At 70.7% G+C, this 13,547-nt stretch carries 11 protein-coding genes; 4 read left to right on the top strand and 7 right to left on the bottom strand.

Going from position 1 to position 13,547, the window contains the following annotated elements:
* Positions 1 to 80: 80 nt before the first annotated feature.
* On the bottom strand, positions 81 to 1,106 hold the full coding sequence (locus tag ACFCZ1_RS13975; RefSeq protein ID WP_376678605.1) for an ATP-dependent 6-phosphofructokinase: 1,026 nt from the start codon (positions 1,104 to 1,106) through the stop codon (positions 81 to 83).
* Between the two features lie 224 nt (positions 1,107 to 1,330).
* Here ACFCZ1_RS13975 and pta point away from each other — a divergent pair, with 224 nt between their 5' ends.
* The 3 genes from pta (at position 1,331) to pyk (ending at position 6,175) form a co-directional block, all read left to right on the top strand.
* Complete coding sequence (gene pta / locus ACFCZ1_RS13970) at positions 1,331 to 3,427, top strand: phosphate acetyltransferase (RefSeq protein ID WP_376678604.1); 2,097 nt, start codon at positions 1,331 to 1,333, stop codon at positions 3,425 to 3,427.
* 40 nt (positions 3,428 to 3,467) lie between these two features.
* Complete coding sequence (locus ACFCZ1_RS13965) at positions 3,468 to 4,682, top strand: acetate kinase (protein WP_376678603.1); 1,215 nt, start codon at positions 3,468 to 3,470, stop codon at positions 4,680 to 4,682.
* A gap of 62 nt (positions 4,683 to 4,744) precedes the next feature.
* On the top strand, positions 4,745 to 6,175 hold the full coding sequence (gene pyk, locus ACFCZ1_RS13960) for a pyruvate kinase (RefSeq protein ID WP_376678602.1): 1,431 nt from the start codon (positions 4,745 to 4,747) through the stop codon (positions 6,173 to 6,175).
* Between the two features lie 110 nt (positions 6,176 to 6,285).
* Here the strand turns inward: pyk and ACFCZ1_RS13955 are convergent, their stop codons facing one another.
* The 4 genes from ACFCZ1_RS13955 to ACFCZ1_RS13940 all read right to left on the bottom strand — a co-directional run bounded on the left by ACFCZ1_RS13955 (position 6,286) and on the right by ACFCZ1_RS13940 (position 10,493).
* Positions 6,286 to 7,566, bottom strand: a complete 1,281-nt coding sequence (locus ACFCZ1_RS13955) for a hypothetical protein (RefSeq protein ID WP_376678601.1) — start codon at positions 7,564 to 7,566, stop codon at positions 6,286 to 6,288.
* On the bottom strand, positions 7,556 to 8,128 hold the full coding sequence (locus tag ACFCZ1_RS13950; protein ID WP_376678600.1) for a DUF6114 domain-containing protein: 573 nt from the start codon (positions 8,126 to 8,128) through the stop codon (positions 7,556 to 7,558). Before ACFCZ1_RS13950 ends, ACFCZ1_RS13955 begins: the two co-directional genes overlap by 11 nt.
* A 109-nt stretch (positions 8,129 to 8,237) precedes the next feature.
* Positions 8,238 to 8,876, bottom strand: a complete 639-nt coding sequence (locus ACFCZ1_RS13945; protein WP_376678599.1) for a DUF6230 family protein — start codon at positions 8,874 to 8,876, stop codon at positions 8,238 to 8,240.
* 618 nt (positions 8,877 to 9,494) lie between these two features.
* Positions 9,495 to 10,493 (bottom strand): tetratricopeptide repeat protein, encoded by a 999-nt coding sequence (locus ACFCZ1_RS13940; protein WP_376678598.1) that lies wholly within the window; start codon positions 10,491 to 10,493, stop codon positions 9,495 to 9,497.
* 227 nt (positions 10,494 to 10,720) lie between these two features.
* On the opposite strand from ACFCZ1_RS13940, the gene ACFCZ1_RS13935 reads away from it, so the two are divergent.
* Complete coding sequence (locus ACFCZ1_RS13935) at positions 10,721 to 11,341, top strand: TetR/AcrR family transcriptional regulator (protein ID WP_376678597.1); 621 nt, start codon at positions 10,721 to 10,723, stop codon at positions 11,339 to 11,341.
* Here ACFCZ1_RS13935 and ACFCZ1_RS13930 read toward each other — a convergent pair.
* Both ACFCZ1_RS13930 and ACFCZ1_RS13925 read right to left on the bottom strand, forming a co-directional pair.
* Positions 11,295 to 11,774, bottom strand: a complete 480-nt coding sequence (locus ACFCZ1_RS13930; RefSeq protein WP_376678596.1) for a hypothetical protein — start codon at positions 11,772 to 11,774, stop codon at positions 11,295 to 11,297. The two genes, ACFCZ1_RS13935 and ACFCZ1_RS13930, sit on opposite strands and share 47 nt — an antisense overlap.
* A 47-nt stretch (positions 11,775 to 11,821) precedes the next feature.
* Complete coding sequence (locus ACFCZ1_RS13925) at positions 11,822 to 13,522, bottom strand: methylmalonyl-CoA mutase (protein ID WP_376678595.1); 1,701 nt, start codon at positions 13,520 to 13,522, stop codon at positions 11,822 to 11,824.
* Positions 13,523 to 13,547: the final 25 nt, after the last annotated feature.

Below are 13,547 nucleotides of genomic sequence, written 5' to 3'. Positions count from 1 at the left end.
GCGGGGTCCGGGGCACGGCGAGGCCCCGGAGCGCCGGGCTCCGGGGCCTCGCGGCTCGAAGGTCCTGGCCGCCGGGGTGCTCAGAACACCGACTCGGCCTCGTACATGCGGTTCACGGGGACGGTCTTGAGCTCGGTGACGGCCGAGGCCAGCGGGGCCATCACGATGTCCGTGCCGCGCAGGGCGGTCATGTTGCCGAAGTCGCCGCGGTGCACGGCCTCGACGGCGTGCCAGCCGAAGCGCGTCGCGAGCACGCGGTCGTACGCGGTGGGGGTGCCTCCGCGCTGGACGTGGCCGAGGATGACCGGGCGGGCCTCCTTGCCCAGGCGCCGCTCCAGCTCGACCGCGAGGCGGTTGCCGATGCCGGCGAAGCGCTCGTGGCCGTACTGGTCGATCGCACCCTTCTCGTACGGCATGGAACCCTCGGCCGGGTGCGCGCCCTCGGCGATGCAGACGACGGCGAACTTCTTGCCGCGGGCGAACCGTTCCTCCACCATCTTCACCAGGGCGTCCACCTCGAACGGGCGCTCCGGCAGGCAGATCCCGTGGGCGCCGCCGGCCATGCCGGACTCCAGGGCGATCCAGCCCGCGTGGCGGCCCATGACCTCGACGACCATGACGCGCTGGTGCGATTCGGCGGTGGTCTTCAGCCGGTCGATGGCCTCGGTGGCGACCATGACGGCGGTGTCGAAGCCGAAGGTCCGGTCGGTGGAGGAGATGTCGTTGTCGATGGTCTTCGGTACGCCGACGACCGGCATCCCGGCGTCCGACAGCATCCGGGCGGCGGTCAGGGTGCCCTCGCCGCCGATCGGGATGAGGGCGTCGATGCCGTACCGCGTCGCCAGTTCCTGCGCGTTCTCGGCGGCCTCGTGCAGACGTGCGCGCTCCATGCGGGCCGAACCGAGGATCGTGCCGCCGCGCGCCAGAATGCCACTGACCGCATTGATGTCGAGCGGGCGGAAGTGTCCGTCGAGGAGGCCCTTGAAACCGTCCTCGAAACCGATCACCTCGTCCCCGTGCCCGACCATGGCCCGGTGTACGACCGACCGGATGACAGCGTTGAGGCCCGGACAGTCGCCGCCCGCGGTGAGAACTCCGATACGCATCGTGCTGTGTCTCCTGCCGTACATATGAAGGGCGTAATGGTGAAGCCTGTCCGATTGTTCCACGGGCCCGGGGTGCGGCGCGTGTTCTGCTGCTCCGCCCTCCAGGCCTCTCGGCCCGTCCGGCCTGGCCTTTTCCCGGGGGGCGTCTTATCCAGCGGCAGAGGTATTGTCAAGAGGTCAAGCCAGACTAAACAGACATTCACAGCAAGGGATGGAGAGCAGGCGTGACGCGCAGCGTGTATGTGACCGGCATCGAGCGGGGGGACGGCCGACAGGTCGTGGAGCTGGGGATCATGGAGCTCCTGACCCGGCAGACGGGCCGGGTCGGCGTCTACCGCCCGTTGCTCCACGACGGACCGGACCGGCTCTTCGATCTGCTCAAGGCCCGCTACCGGATCGACCAGGACGCGGCGACCGCCTACGGCATGGAGTACGACGAGGCCTCGGCGATCCTCGCCGAGAAGGGCACCGACGAGCTGGTCTCCCGGCTGGTCGACCGCTACCACCGGGTGGCCCGCGGCTACGAGGTCATGCTGGTCCTCGGAACCGACTACGCCGACACCAACCTCCCCGACGAACTCGCGCTCAACGCCCGCCTCGCCAACGAACTGGGCGCGGTCGTCGTTCCCGTCGTGGGCGGCACCAAGCACCCCGCGGAGGCCGTGCGCGCCGAGGTCCGCAACGCCTACCGCGCCTACGAGGGCCTGGGCTGCCACGTCGTGGCGATGGTGGTCAACCGGGTGGCCGCCGAGGACCGCGACCTCATAGCCGAGCGGCTGGCCGCCCGGCTCCCCGTGCCCTGTTACGTACTGCCGGACGACAAGTCGCTGTCCGCCCCGACGGTCGCCGAGATCACCCGCGCGCTCGGCGGCGAGGTGCTCCTGGGCGACGAGGCGGGGCTGGCCCGCGACGCGCTGGACTTCGTCTTCGGCGGTGCCATGCTGCCGAACTTCCTGAACGCCCTGACCCCCGGCTGCCTGGTCGTCACCCCCGGGGACCGCTCCGACCTGGTCATCGGCGCGCTGGCCGCGCACACCTCGGGCACCCCGCCGATCGCCGGTGTGCTGCTCACCCTGAACGAGCGCCCGGGCCCGGACATCCTGACGCTCGCCTCGAAGCTCGCTCCGGGCACGCCCGTGGTGTCCGTCGCCGGCAACAGCTTCCCGACCGCCGCCGAACTCTTCGCGCTGCAGAGCCGCTTGAACTCCGCGACCCCGCGCAAGCTGGAGACCGCGCTCGGCCTCTTCGAGCGGCACGTGGACACCGGCGAGCTGCGCGACCTGCTGTCGGTGGCCCGTTCGGAGCGCGTCACGCCGATGATGTTCGAGCACGAGCTGCTGGAGCGGGCCCGCTCCGAGCGCCGCCGCGTGGTACTGCCCGAGGGCACCGAGGAGCGCGTGCTGCGCGCCGCGGACGTGGTGCTGCGCCGGGGGGTCTGCGACCTGACGCTGCTGGGCGAGGAGTCGGCGATCCTGAAGAAGGCCGCCGACCTCGGTATCGACATCTCGGCCGCGCAGCTCATCGACCCGGCCACCTCCCCGCTGCGGGAACGGTTCGCCGACTACTACGCCAAGGCCCGCGCCCACAAGGGCATGACCGTCGAGCTGGCCAACGACGTCGTCACCGACGCCAATTACTTCGGCACCCTGATGGTCCAGGAGGGCCTGGCCGACGGCATGGTGTCCGGCGCGGTCCATTCCACCGCGGCGACCATCCGCCCCGCCTTCGAGATCATCAAGACGAAGCCGGAAGCGTCCATCGTCTCCTCGGTCTTCTTCATGTGCCTGGCCGACCGGGTCCTCGTCTACGGCGACTGCGCCGTCAATCCCGACCCCGACGCCGAGCAGCTCGCCGACATCGCCGTCCAGTCGGCCGCCACCGCCGCGGCCTTCGGTGTCGAGCCGCGCATCGCGATGCTCTCGTACTCGACCGGCACCTCGGGCAGCGGGGCGGACGTGGAGAAGGTCCGCAAGGCCACCGAGCTCGTCCGCGAGCTGCGCCCCGACCTGGCCGTCGAGGGCCCGATCCAGTACGACGCGGCCGTGGAGCCCTCGGTCGCCGCGACGAAGCTGCCCGGGTCCGAGGTGGCGGGCCGCGCGAGCGTGCTGATCTTCCCCGACCTCAACACCGGCAACAACACGTACAAGGCCGTGCAGCGCTCGGCCGGCGCCGTGGCGGTCGGCCCGGTGCTCCAGGGGCTGCGCAAGCCGGTCAACGACCTCTCGCGCGGCGCGCTCGTCCAGGACATCGTCACCACGGTGGCCATCACCGCGATCCAGGCACAGGGCGCACCCTCAGCCGCAGCCGCACCCACCGCCTGACCCCTCCCACCACCGTCTGCGAGAAGGAAAGACCTCCACCGTGACCGCATCGCGCGTACTCGTCCTCAACTCCGGCTCCTCGTCGGTCAAGTACCAGCTCCTCGACATGGCGGACCGCTCCCGGCTCGCCGTCGGCCTGGTGGAGCGCATCGGGGAGGAGACCTCCCGGCTCGTGCACGAGCCGCTGGCGGGGCCGGGCGCCGCGGGCGGGACGCGGGAGAGGCTCGGCCGGATCGCCGACCACGAGGCGGCGCTCGAGGCCGTCGCCGCGGAGCTGGCCGCCGACGGGACGGGCCTGGACTCCCCCGAACTGGCCGCGGTGGGACACCGGGTGGTGCACGGCGGGACGAGGTTCACGCAGCCGACCGTCATCGACGACGAGGTGCTGGCGGAGATCCGCAGCCTGATCCCGCTGGCCCCGCTGCACAACCCGGCGAACGTGACGGGCATAGAGGTGGCGCGCGGGCTGCGCGCGGACGTCCCGCAGGTGGCCGTCTTCGACACGGCCTTCCACTCCACGATGCCGGAGTACGTGGCGCGGTACGCGATCGACGCCGCGACGGCCGACAAGTACGCCATCCGGCGGTACGGCTTCCACGGCACCTCCCACGCCTACGTCTCGCGGGCGACGGCCGCGCTGCTGGGCCGGCCGGTGGAGGACGTGAACGTGATCGTGCTGCACCTGGGCAACGGCGCCTCGGCCTCGGCCGTCCGCGGCGGGGTGTGCGTGGAGACGTCCATGGGCCTGACCCCGCTGGAGGGTCTGGTCATGGGTACCCGTTCAGGTGACCTGGATCCGGCGGTCGTCTTCCACCTGGCACGGGTGGGCGGCCTCTCGGTGGATGAGATCGATTCGCTCCTGAACAAGAAGAGCGGTCTGCTGGGCATGTGCGGCGACAACGACATGCGCGAGGTGCTGCGGCGGGCGGGCGAGGGCGACGAGGCGGCGAGCACCGCCTTCGCGGCGTACGTCCACCGCCTGAAGAAGTACATCGGCGCCTACTCGGCGGTGCTCGGCCGGGTGGACGCGGTGACGTTCACGGCCGGGGTGGGCGAGAACGCCCACCAGGTCCGGGAAGCTGCGGTGGACGGCCTGGCCGAGCTGGGCCTGGTGCTGGACCGGGAGGCCAACGCGGTGCGCTCGCCCGAGCCGCGGCTGGTCTCGGCGGACCGTGCCCGGGTGGCCGTCGCCGTGGTCCCGACGGATGAGGAACTGGAGATCGCCACCCAGGCGTACGCGCTGGTTACCCGCTAGTCACTTGGACTTTCCGCCAGACGGAATATTCCGCTACGAAACAAACCGATAGGATCCGCTCCATGCGCCGTTCCAAAATCGTCTGCACGCTGGGCCCCGCCGTCGACTCGTATGAGCAGCTGAAAGCGCTCATCGAGGCAGGTATGAACGTGGCCCGATTCAACTTCAGCCACGGATCCCAGGCAGAACACCAGGAGCGGTACGACCGCGTCCGGAAGGTCTCCGAGGACACCGGGCGTGCGGTCGGCGTCCTCGCCGACCTCCAGGGTCCGAAGATCCGTCTGGAGACCTTCGCCGAGGGTCCCGTCGAGCTGGTGCGCGGTGACGAGTTCACCATCACCACCGACGACGTCCCGGGTGACAAGTCCATCTGCGGCACCACCTACAAGGGTCTGCCGGGTGACGTCTCCAAGGGCGACCAGATCCTGATCAACGACGGCAACGTCGAGCTCCGCGTGACCGAGGTCGAAGGCCCGCAGGTCAGGACCATCGTCATCGAGGGCGGTGTCATCTCGGACCACAAGGGCATCAACCTGCCGGGTGCCGCCGTCAACGTCCCCGCCCTGTCGGAGAAGGACGTCGACGACCTCCGCTTCGCCCTGCGGATGGGCTGCGACATGGTCGCCCTGTCCTTCGTCCGCGACGCCAACGACGTCAAGGACGTCCACAAGGTCATGGACGAGGAGGGCCGCCGGGTCCCCGTCATCGCCAAGGTGGAGAAGCCGCAGGCCGTCGAGAACATGGCGGCGGTCGTCGCCGCCTTCGACGCCGTGATGGTGGCCCGCGGTGACCTGGCCGTCGAGTACCCGCTCGAAAAGGTCCCGATGGTCCAGAAGCGGCTCATCGAGATGTGCCGCCGCAACGCCAAGCCGGTGATCGTCGCGACCCAGATGATGGAGTCGATGATCACCAACTCCCGCCCGACGCGTGCGGAGGCGTCCGACGTCGCCAACGCGATCCTCGACGGCGCGGACGCGGTCATGCTGTCGGCCGAGTCCTCGGTGGGCGCGTACCCGATCGAGACCGTCAAGACGATGTCGAAGATCGTCACGGCGGCCGAGGAGGAGCTCCTGTCCAAGGGCCTCCAGCCGCTGGTCCCGGGCAAGAAGCCCCGTACCCAGGGCGGCTCCGTCGCCCGCGCGGCCTGCGAGATCGCGGACTTCCTCGACGGCAAGGCGCTCATCGCCTTCACCCAGTCCGGTGACACGGCCCGCCGGCTGTCGCGCTACCGCGTGACCCAGCCGATCCTGGCCTTCACCACCGACACCAACACCCGCAACCAGCTCACGCTGAGCTGGGGCGTCGACGCGTACGTCGTGCCGCACGTGAACAACACCGACGCGATGGTCGACCTGGTGGACGGCGAGCTGCTCAAGCTGGGCCGCTACAACCAGGGCGACACCATGATCATCACCGCCGGCTCGCCCCCCGGCGTCCCGGGCACCACCAACATGGTCCGGGTCCACCACCTGGGCGGCGACGCGCGCGCCTGACCCGGCACCCGCCGATCGAACTCTGCCGCACAGAGACCGAGGGCGGCACCCCGATCCCGACAGGGATCCGGGGTGCCGCCCTCGGTGTTTTCTCGTGCGGGTCCTGCGGACTACTCCGGCGGGCCGATGTAGTTCTTCAGGCCCGGGACGGTGAGGGTGCCGCCGAACTGGCCGGCCTGGACGACCTTCACGTCCGTGAAGAACGCGAACGGGACGTTCAGCGGCGGCGGGCTGTTCGGGGTGAACTCGATCGGGATCAGGCCGAAGAGGTTGCCCTTGAGGCTCTCGGTGTACATCGTCACCGTGCCGCCGCGGATCTTGGACGTGGAGCCCGGACGGGACTTCAGGTGGGCGACGTTCCCCTCCTTGCCGACCGTCTGGTACAGGTCCTTGATGTCCAGCGAGTCCGCGGTGAACTTCAGGACCTTCTTGGTCTTGCCGCCGGCCGTCTTCACCTCCACGATGCCGTGGTAGTCCAGGCCGTAGAGGGTCAGCAGGGAGCTGTCGAGGTACCAGGGCTCGTCCGGCAGGAGCGGGACGCCCTGCTCCAGCTCGGCGTCGGCCAGCGCCTTGGCGTCGTAGGTCGGGCAGGGGAAGGGTTCCTTCCCGTCCGGGTCCTTCGTCTCGTCCGACGTGGTCTTGTCGTCGTCGGCCTTGCCCTCGCCCGTCTCGTCCTTCGGGGTCTTGGCGGTGTCCTTGACCTCGTCGGACAGCTCCTCGACGTCGACGCCGGCGTTCTTCGCCGCGTCGCGGATCGCGTCCGCCGCCGGGTCCGGGGTCGTGGTCGGGGCCGGGGCGGGCGTCTGCGGAGCGGTCGTGGAGGGCGCGGGCGTCGGGGTCGCCGTCGCCTTCGCGTCCTTGAGGGGGTTGCCGAGCTCGTCGACCAGACCCTTGAGCGCGTCGCCGAGACCCAGCGGGTCCAGCGGGTTCGTGGTCTTGGTCGGCGACGGGGTCGCGGACGGGGTCGTCTTCGGCGCCGGGGCGTCGGCCTGCTTGTCCGCCGCGGGCTTGGTCGCCGACGGGGACGGGGAGGTGCTCGGTTTCGGCTTCGCGGAACCCGACGCGGACGGCGAGGGGCTCGCGGTGGCCGACGCGCTCGGCGAAGGCGACGCCGTGGGCGTCGGGGACGCGGACTCGGTGGGCTCGTCGGACCGCGTGACACACGGGCCGGGCGCGAAGGGGATGTCCTTCTCGTCGGCCACGGCCAGCTTGGGCGCCATGCCCATCCCGACGAACACGGCCGTCGGCATGGCCGCCAGCGCCATCGTCTTTCCGACGGGTATCTGGAGCTTGTTCAGCAGCGATTTCCTGGGCGCCGCATGCCGCGGCCCCTTGATCTCGCGGGACTCTGCGCCTGGGGCCACGCCCCGCTGCGTCTCGTCACCCCGCACTGTTCCTCCCGCCATCGGCGTGGGCAGTCGTCTCGCTCGCGTGTGCCGTTTCCGTCTCACGGGGACCGGGGAAGCCCTGGGGGCCCACCGCCGACTCCGCCTTGCCCATGTCCACCACTGCGGGCCGCCGGTCGGCCGGGACCTCTTCCACCGGCTCACCGGGGGCCCACGACAGGGCGAGGGCGCCGCCGAGCATGGAGAGGATGAAGCCCATGAAGAAGCCGCCGAGGTTGGACACCGGGAGCGAGACCAGGGCGAGCAGGATCGCGGCGACACCGGCGAAGACGCGGATGGCCTGCTGGAACCAGAGGGCGAGGCCCAGCGTGATCAGCAGTACGCCGATGATCAGGGCGCCGGCGCCACCCGTGGTGGCCATCGCCAGACTGACGTTGCCCAGCCGGAGGTCCGCGTACGGGAAGTACGCGATCGGGAAGCCGCCGAGGAACGTGAACAGCCCGGCCCAGAACGGACGGCGGCCGCTCCACGCGTGGAAGCGGTAGTACACCGCGGTGAGCCAGGCGTCGTCTTCGGCGCGAACGTAAACCGGGGCCTGGGGGTTCATGGACAACAGCTCCCTGGAAACGGTGGTACTTGAGAACTCTGTGGAGCCCGGACGGGGCGGTCGGCGACTCGCGCCGCCGACCGCCCCTCCGGTCACTCGCCGGGACGGGTTACTTCTCGTCCTGGTAGCACGGCTGGTCGCCGCCCATGAGGCGCAGCTTGAGGTCGGGCAGCTTGAAGGTGCCCGCCGTCGTCGCCCACGCCTTCTGGCGCACGTTGGTCAGGATCGCCTTGTCCGCACGCTGCGAGAACGCGTACGGGCTGGCGACCGTGCCGGCCTGCGGCTTGGTCTTGTGGCTCGCGTCGCCAACGGCGACACCGATGTCGAGGTTCTTGAACTCGGCGTCGGTGTCGAGCTCGGCAACATCCAGGTAGATGTTGTCGGCGACGGCCGGCTTGCCCTTGTGGCCCGTACGCAGCTGCAGCGTGATGTTGCCCAGCGGCGTCGGGGTCACCAGCGACTGGCACATGTTGGTGATCTCGGCGTGGCTGAACCCGGAGATGGTGACCGGGTGGTGCTGCGCGTTGCCCTTGAGGTCGTGACCCTCGGCAATGCCGCCGTACTGGATGAGGTTGTCACCGTCGAGCTTGTCGGCCGAGACCTTGAAGTCCTGGCCGGAGACGCTGAAGGACGCCGCGAGGGCACCCTGCGCCAGACCCACACCGACCGCGGCCGTGGCCGCGATGCTCGGCACCATGACGAGCGCGAAGCGCTTCCATCTGGTCCCGCCACGAACCTGAGAACTCATTTTCGTTCCTCCTTCTCGGACGTACATCTCCGGTCCGGGCCGTGCCCGTCCTGGGATGGGAGAAGTGCTACGTCCTCGGGAAGGAGCGCCGGCGGTCCGGCCGCGGCTGCGCCACGTCCCGTACACCGGCGATCACCCCCGAGCGACAACCACTGGGCCACGCGTTCGCGCAACCTGGAGGACAGGCCCTGCCGTGTGGCAGAGACCCCCCTGTCCCACGGCCGGTGCCACTGCCACAGGCCGGCTCGGTGGGGACCCTCCACCGCGGCTCCGGATGAGCGGCTCTGCGGGAAGGACCGAGCGTCGCCGATCGTGGTCCATTACCGGCCGGGGCACAAGGGGGTTCGTTACTGGCGGGTAACGGCCAGATAACCGGGGTACTGCCTCCTGTTGTCGGGCAGCAACACAGGGTGTCACCGAGGGCCACGACAGAACGGGGGAAGAGTGAACACACCGGACAGTTCACGGGGTTCGGCTTACTGCGAGTAACAGCGGCCGCGATTGCCAAGTTTTGGCAAAGTGCGGCCGCTGTTTATCTCCGTGTCAACAAATCGCCGGTGGTCCACCGGCCTTCGCGGCGCCTCTCGACCCCGCTCCTGGAGCCGTTTCCGGAGCCTCCTAGAACAGCACCCGCGCCAGCGCCGTACGCGCCGCCGACACGCGCGGGTCGTCCGCGCCGATGACCTCGAACAGCTCCAGCAGACGCAGCCGTACGGCGTCCCGGTCCTCACCGAACGTCACGCGCACGGTGTCCACCAGGCGCCCGAAGGCGTCCTCCACGTGCCCGCCGACCAGATCGAGGTCGGCCGCGGCGATCTGCGCCGCCGGGTCGCGCGGGTTCTCGGCGGCCGTGGTGCGCACCGCCTGCGGGTTCATGTCCTGGACGCGGACGAGGAGTTCGGCCTGGGCCAGGCCCAGCTTGGCCTCGGTGTTGCCCGGGTCGTCGGACAGGACGTTCTTGTACGCCTGCACCGCGCCGCCCAGGTCCCCGGCGTCCAGCGCGGCGACGGCCGCTTCGAGCAGGGCGTCGTACGGGCCGGCCGGAACCTCGGCCCGGGCGGCCGGGGCCGCACCCTCGGCGTCCGGGTCCACCTCGATGCCGATGATCCCGAAGCGCTCCTCGGCGACCTGGACCAGCTGGGCGAGGGTCTCGCGGATCTGCTGCTCGGGGGCGACGCCCTGGAACAGCGGCAGCACCTGGCCCGCGACCACGGCGAAGACGGCCGGGATGCCCTGGATGCCGAACTGCTGCATCAGCATCTGGTTGGCGTCCACGTCGACCTTGGCCAGGACGAGGCGGCCGTTCGCCTCGACGGTCAGGCGCTCCAGGAGCGGGCTGAGCTGCTTGCACGGCTCGCACCACTCCGCCCAGAAGTCCAGGACGACCGGGACCTCTGCGGAGAGCTGGAGCACATCGCGTTCGAAGCCGGCCTCGTCTACGTCGATGACGAGCGCGGACGGCGGTACTGCGCCGGCGGCCGGGCCGGCCCCGCCGCCCTGCGCCGCCTGCCGTGCCGATTCGGCGCGGGCCTGCTCGGCCTTGGCCTTGGCCTCGCCGGCCGCCTTCACCGCGGCGAGGTCGACGACGCCGCTCATGGACATGTTTCTGGGCTGCATGCGTACATCCTCCCCCGTGTGCGCGCGCCGACGAAAAAGATCGCGAGAATTGCCTCGTCGCGACGGTCGAACCGTTGCGGCGCCGGGTCCCCACCTGGCGCCAGTAGCCCTTCGCGTGGTTGTCGCTCTTACGCTACGAGCCGTAGCGTAACTCCTCCGGGCGCCGTGGCGCCCCGTGATCTGAACCACAGCGGCCCAATAGGCTACCGACGGGTATGGTCTCGGCCATGCGCAACCCCAGCCCTGGCCGGACCGGCCGCCCCCGCAGCGCCGCCGCGGACGCCGCCATCCTCGCCGCGACGCGGGACGCGCTGGTGGACCTGGGCTGGTCGAAGCTGACGATGGGCGACGTCTCGGCCCGGGCCGGCGTGGCCAAGACCACCCTCTACCGGCGCTGGGCGGGCAAGAACGAGCTGGTCGTGGACGCGGTCGCGGAACTCTTCGACGCGCTGGAGCTCCCCGACCGCGGCTCCCTCGAAGCCGACGTCGAGCACGTGGTCCTGCAGTTCGCGGAGCTGCTGCGGCGCCCGGAGGCCCGTACGGCCCTGATGGCGGTGGTCGCCGAGTCCACCCGGGACGAGGCCCTGCGCGACCGGATCCGGTCGGCGATCGTGGACCGACAGAAACGTCTTGTCGTACTGGGTCGCGAGCGGGCCCAGGCGCGCGGGGAACTCCCCTACGAGGAGGACGAGTCGGTCGCGGGCCGCACCACCGACCTGATCTTCGACGTGATCGCGGGCACGGTGGTGCACCGCGCACTGGTGAGCTCCGAACCGGTGGACGGGCTCTGGGTGTCCACCTTCACGGCGCTCCTGATGCACGGCCTCCGGGGCCCTGCCCAGCCCTGACGGGGCGGCGCCCGGTGCCCTCCCCGGGCTTCGGCCGTGGCTTTCCGGGCCAGTTCACCCGGATCTGCCGGCCCTGGTCCCGCGGCGCGGGTCCCGGCCCGACGGCCGCGAGGGCGGCGCGGCCCGCCTCCCGGCCGGCCGGCCGGTAGCCGTGGTCCCTGGAGTCGACCTCGTGGAAGCCCCCGTCGGTGAGCAGCACGGTGGCCGCCACCCCGTCGGGCCCTTCCCCGATGCCCTCCCACACGGCGGGCGGGAACGCGTGCGGCAGCCGCTCCTCCGGCACGGTGTGCAGGAACTCCGACTCGCCGCCGGGGCCGGGCGGTTCGACGTCGGCGACGATGTACGCGTACGGTCCGCAGCCGGTCTGCATCGCCACACGGACGCTCACGCCGGGCACGGCGCGGTGGACCGAAACAGCGGGAAGGCCGGTCATGCCGCCACCGTGGGGCGCCACGACCGGCCGTTCCAGCCGGCGGGGGGTCAGAAGCCGGGCGGCTCGGTGTAGGTGCCCCACTCCTCGCGGAGCACGTTGCAGATCTCGCCCAGCGTGGCCTCGGCCCGCACCGCGTCCAGCATGGCCGGGATCATGTTCGACCCGTCCCGGGCGGCCTCCAGCATCGCGGCCAGCGCACCGGACACCTTGGCGTCGTCGCGCCGGCCCTTGCGCTCGGCCAGCTCCCGCACCTGGACCTTCTCCACCTCGTGGCTGACCCGCAGGATCTCCAGGTCCCCGGTGACCGACCCGTGGTGGACGTTGACGCCGACGACCCGCTTGTCGCCCTTCTCCAGCGCCCGCTGGTACTGGAAGGCCGACTCGGCGATCTCCCCGGTGAACCAGCCGTCCTCGATGCCGCGCAGGATGCCCGAGGTGATCGGCCCGATCGGGTGCTGCCCGTCGGGGTGGGCGCGCAGGCCGCGCTCCTTGATCTGGTCGAAGATCTTCTCGGCCTCGGCCTCGATGCGGTCGGTGAGCTGCTCCACGAACCAGGAGCCGCCGAGCGGGTCCGCCACGTTGGCGACGCCGGTCTCCTCCATCAGCACCTGCTGGGTGCGCAGGGCGATTTCGGCCGCCTGCTCGCTCGGCAGGGCGAGGGTCTCGTCGAGGGCGTTGGTGTGCAGGGAGTTGGTGCCGCCGAGGACGGCCGCGAGGGCCTCGACGGCGGTGCGCACGACGTTGTTGTACGGCTGCTGCGCGGTGAGGGAGACCCCGGCGGTCTGGGTGTGGAAGCGCAGCCACATGGACTTGTCGCTCTTCGCGCCGTAGACCTCCTTCATCCAGCGGGCCCAGATCCGGCGGGCGGCGCGGAACTTGGCGATCTCCTCGAAGAAGTCGAGGTGCGCGTCGAAGAAGAAGGACAGGCCGGGCGCGAAGTGGTCCACGTCCATGCCGCGGGACAGTCCGAGCTCCACGTAGCCGAATCCGTCGGCGAGGGTGTACGCGAGCTCCTGCGCGGCCGTGGCTCCGGCCTCGCGGATGTGGTAGCCGGAGACGGACAGCGGCTTGTAGGCCGGGATGCCCTTCGCGCAGTACTCCATGAGGTCGCCGATGAGCCGCAGGTGCGGCTCGGGCTCGAAGAGCCACTCCTTCTGGGCGATGTACTCCTTGAAGATGTCGGTCTGGAGCGTGCCGTTGAGGGAGGCGGGGTCCACGCCCTGCCGCTCGGCGGCGACCAGGTACATGCAGAAGGCGGGCACGGCGGGGCCCGAGATGGTCATCGAGGTGGTGACGTCACCGAGCGGGATGTCCTTGAAGAGGATCTCCATGTCGGCGGCGGAGTCGATGGCGACCCCGCAGTGGCCGACCTCGCCGAGGGCGCGGGGGTCGTCGGAGTCCCGCCCCATGAGGGTGGGCATGTCGAAGGCGACGGAGAGCCCGCCGCCGCCGGCGGCCAGGATCATCTTGTAGCGCTCGTTGGTCTGCTCGGCGTTGCCGAAGCCGGCGAACTGGCGGATGGTCCAGGTCCGGCCGCGGTACCCGGTGGCGTGCAGGCCTCGGGTGTACGGGTACTCGCCCGGCCAGCCGATGCGCTCGAATCCCTCGTACGCGTCGCCGGGCCGGGGCCCGTAGACCGGTTCGACGGCATCGCCGGAGAGCGTGGTGAAGTCGGCCTCGCGCTTGCGGGCCTTGTCGTAACGGGCCTGCCAGCGAAGGCGGCCTTCCTCGATGGCGTCTGCGTCCATACCCACGAATTTACTAGGACGTCCT

It is taken from the genome of Streptomyces sp. NPDC056224 (assembly GCF_042267665.1).
Lineage (GTDB): Bacteria > Actinomycetota > Actinomycetes > Streptomycetales > Streptomycetaceae > Streptomyces.
The sequence above is the reverse complement of the archived record's forward strand: the minus strand, read 5'-3'. Positions and strand labels throughout refer to the sequence as shown.

Coding starts and splice junctions, on each gene's coding strand:
- ACFCZ1_RS13975 (WP_376678605.1), bottom strand. CDS start 1,106: ATGCGTATCGGAGTTCTCACCGCGGGCGGCGACTGTCCGGGCCTCAAC.
- pyk (WP_376678602.1), top strand. CDS start 4,745: ATGCGCCGTTCCAAAATCGTCTGCACGCTGGGCCCCGCCGTCGACTCG.
- ACFCZ1_RS13950 (WP_376678600.1), bottom strand. CDS start 8,128: ATGAACCCCCAGGCCCCGGTTTACGTTCGCGCCGAAGACGACGCCTGG.
- ACFCZ1_RS13945 (WP_376678599.1), bottom strand. CDS start 8,876: ATGAGTTCTCAGGTTCGTGGCGGGACCAGATGGAAGCGCTTCGCGCTC.
- ACFCZ1_RS13940 (WP_376678598.1), bottom strand. CDS start 10,493: ATGCAGCCCAGAAACATGTCCATGAGCGGCGTCGTCGACCTCGCCGCG.
- ACFCZ1_RS13935 (WP_376678597.1), top strand. CDS start 10,721: ATGCGCAACCCCAGCCCTGGCCGGACCGGCCGCCCCCGCAGCGCCGCC.
- ACFCZ1_RS13930 (WP_376678596.1), bottom strand. CDS start 11,774: ATGACCGGCCTTCCCGCTGTTTCGGTCCACCGCGCCGTGCCCGGCGTG.
- ACFCZ1_RS13925 (WP_376678595.1), bottom strand. CDS start 13,522: ATGGACGCAGACGCCATCGAGGAAGGCCGCCTTCGCTGGCAGGCCCGT.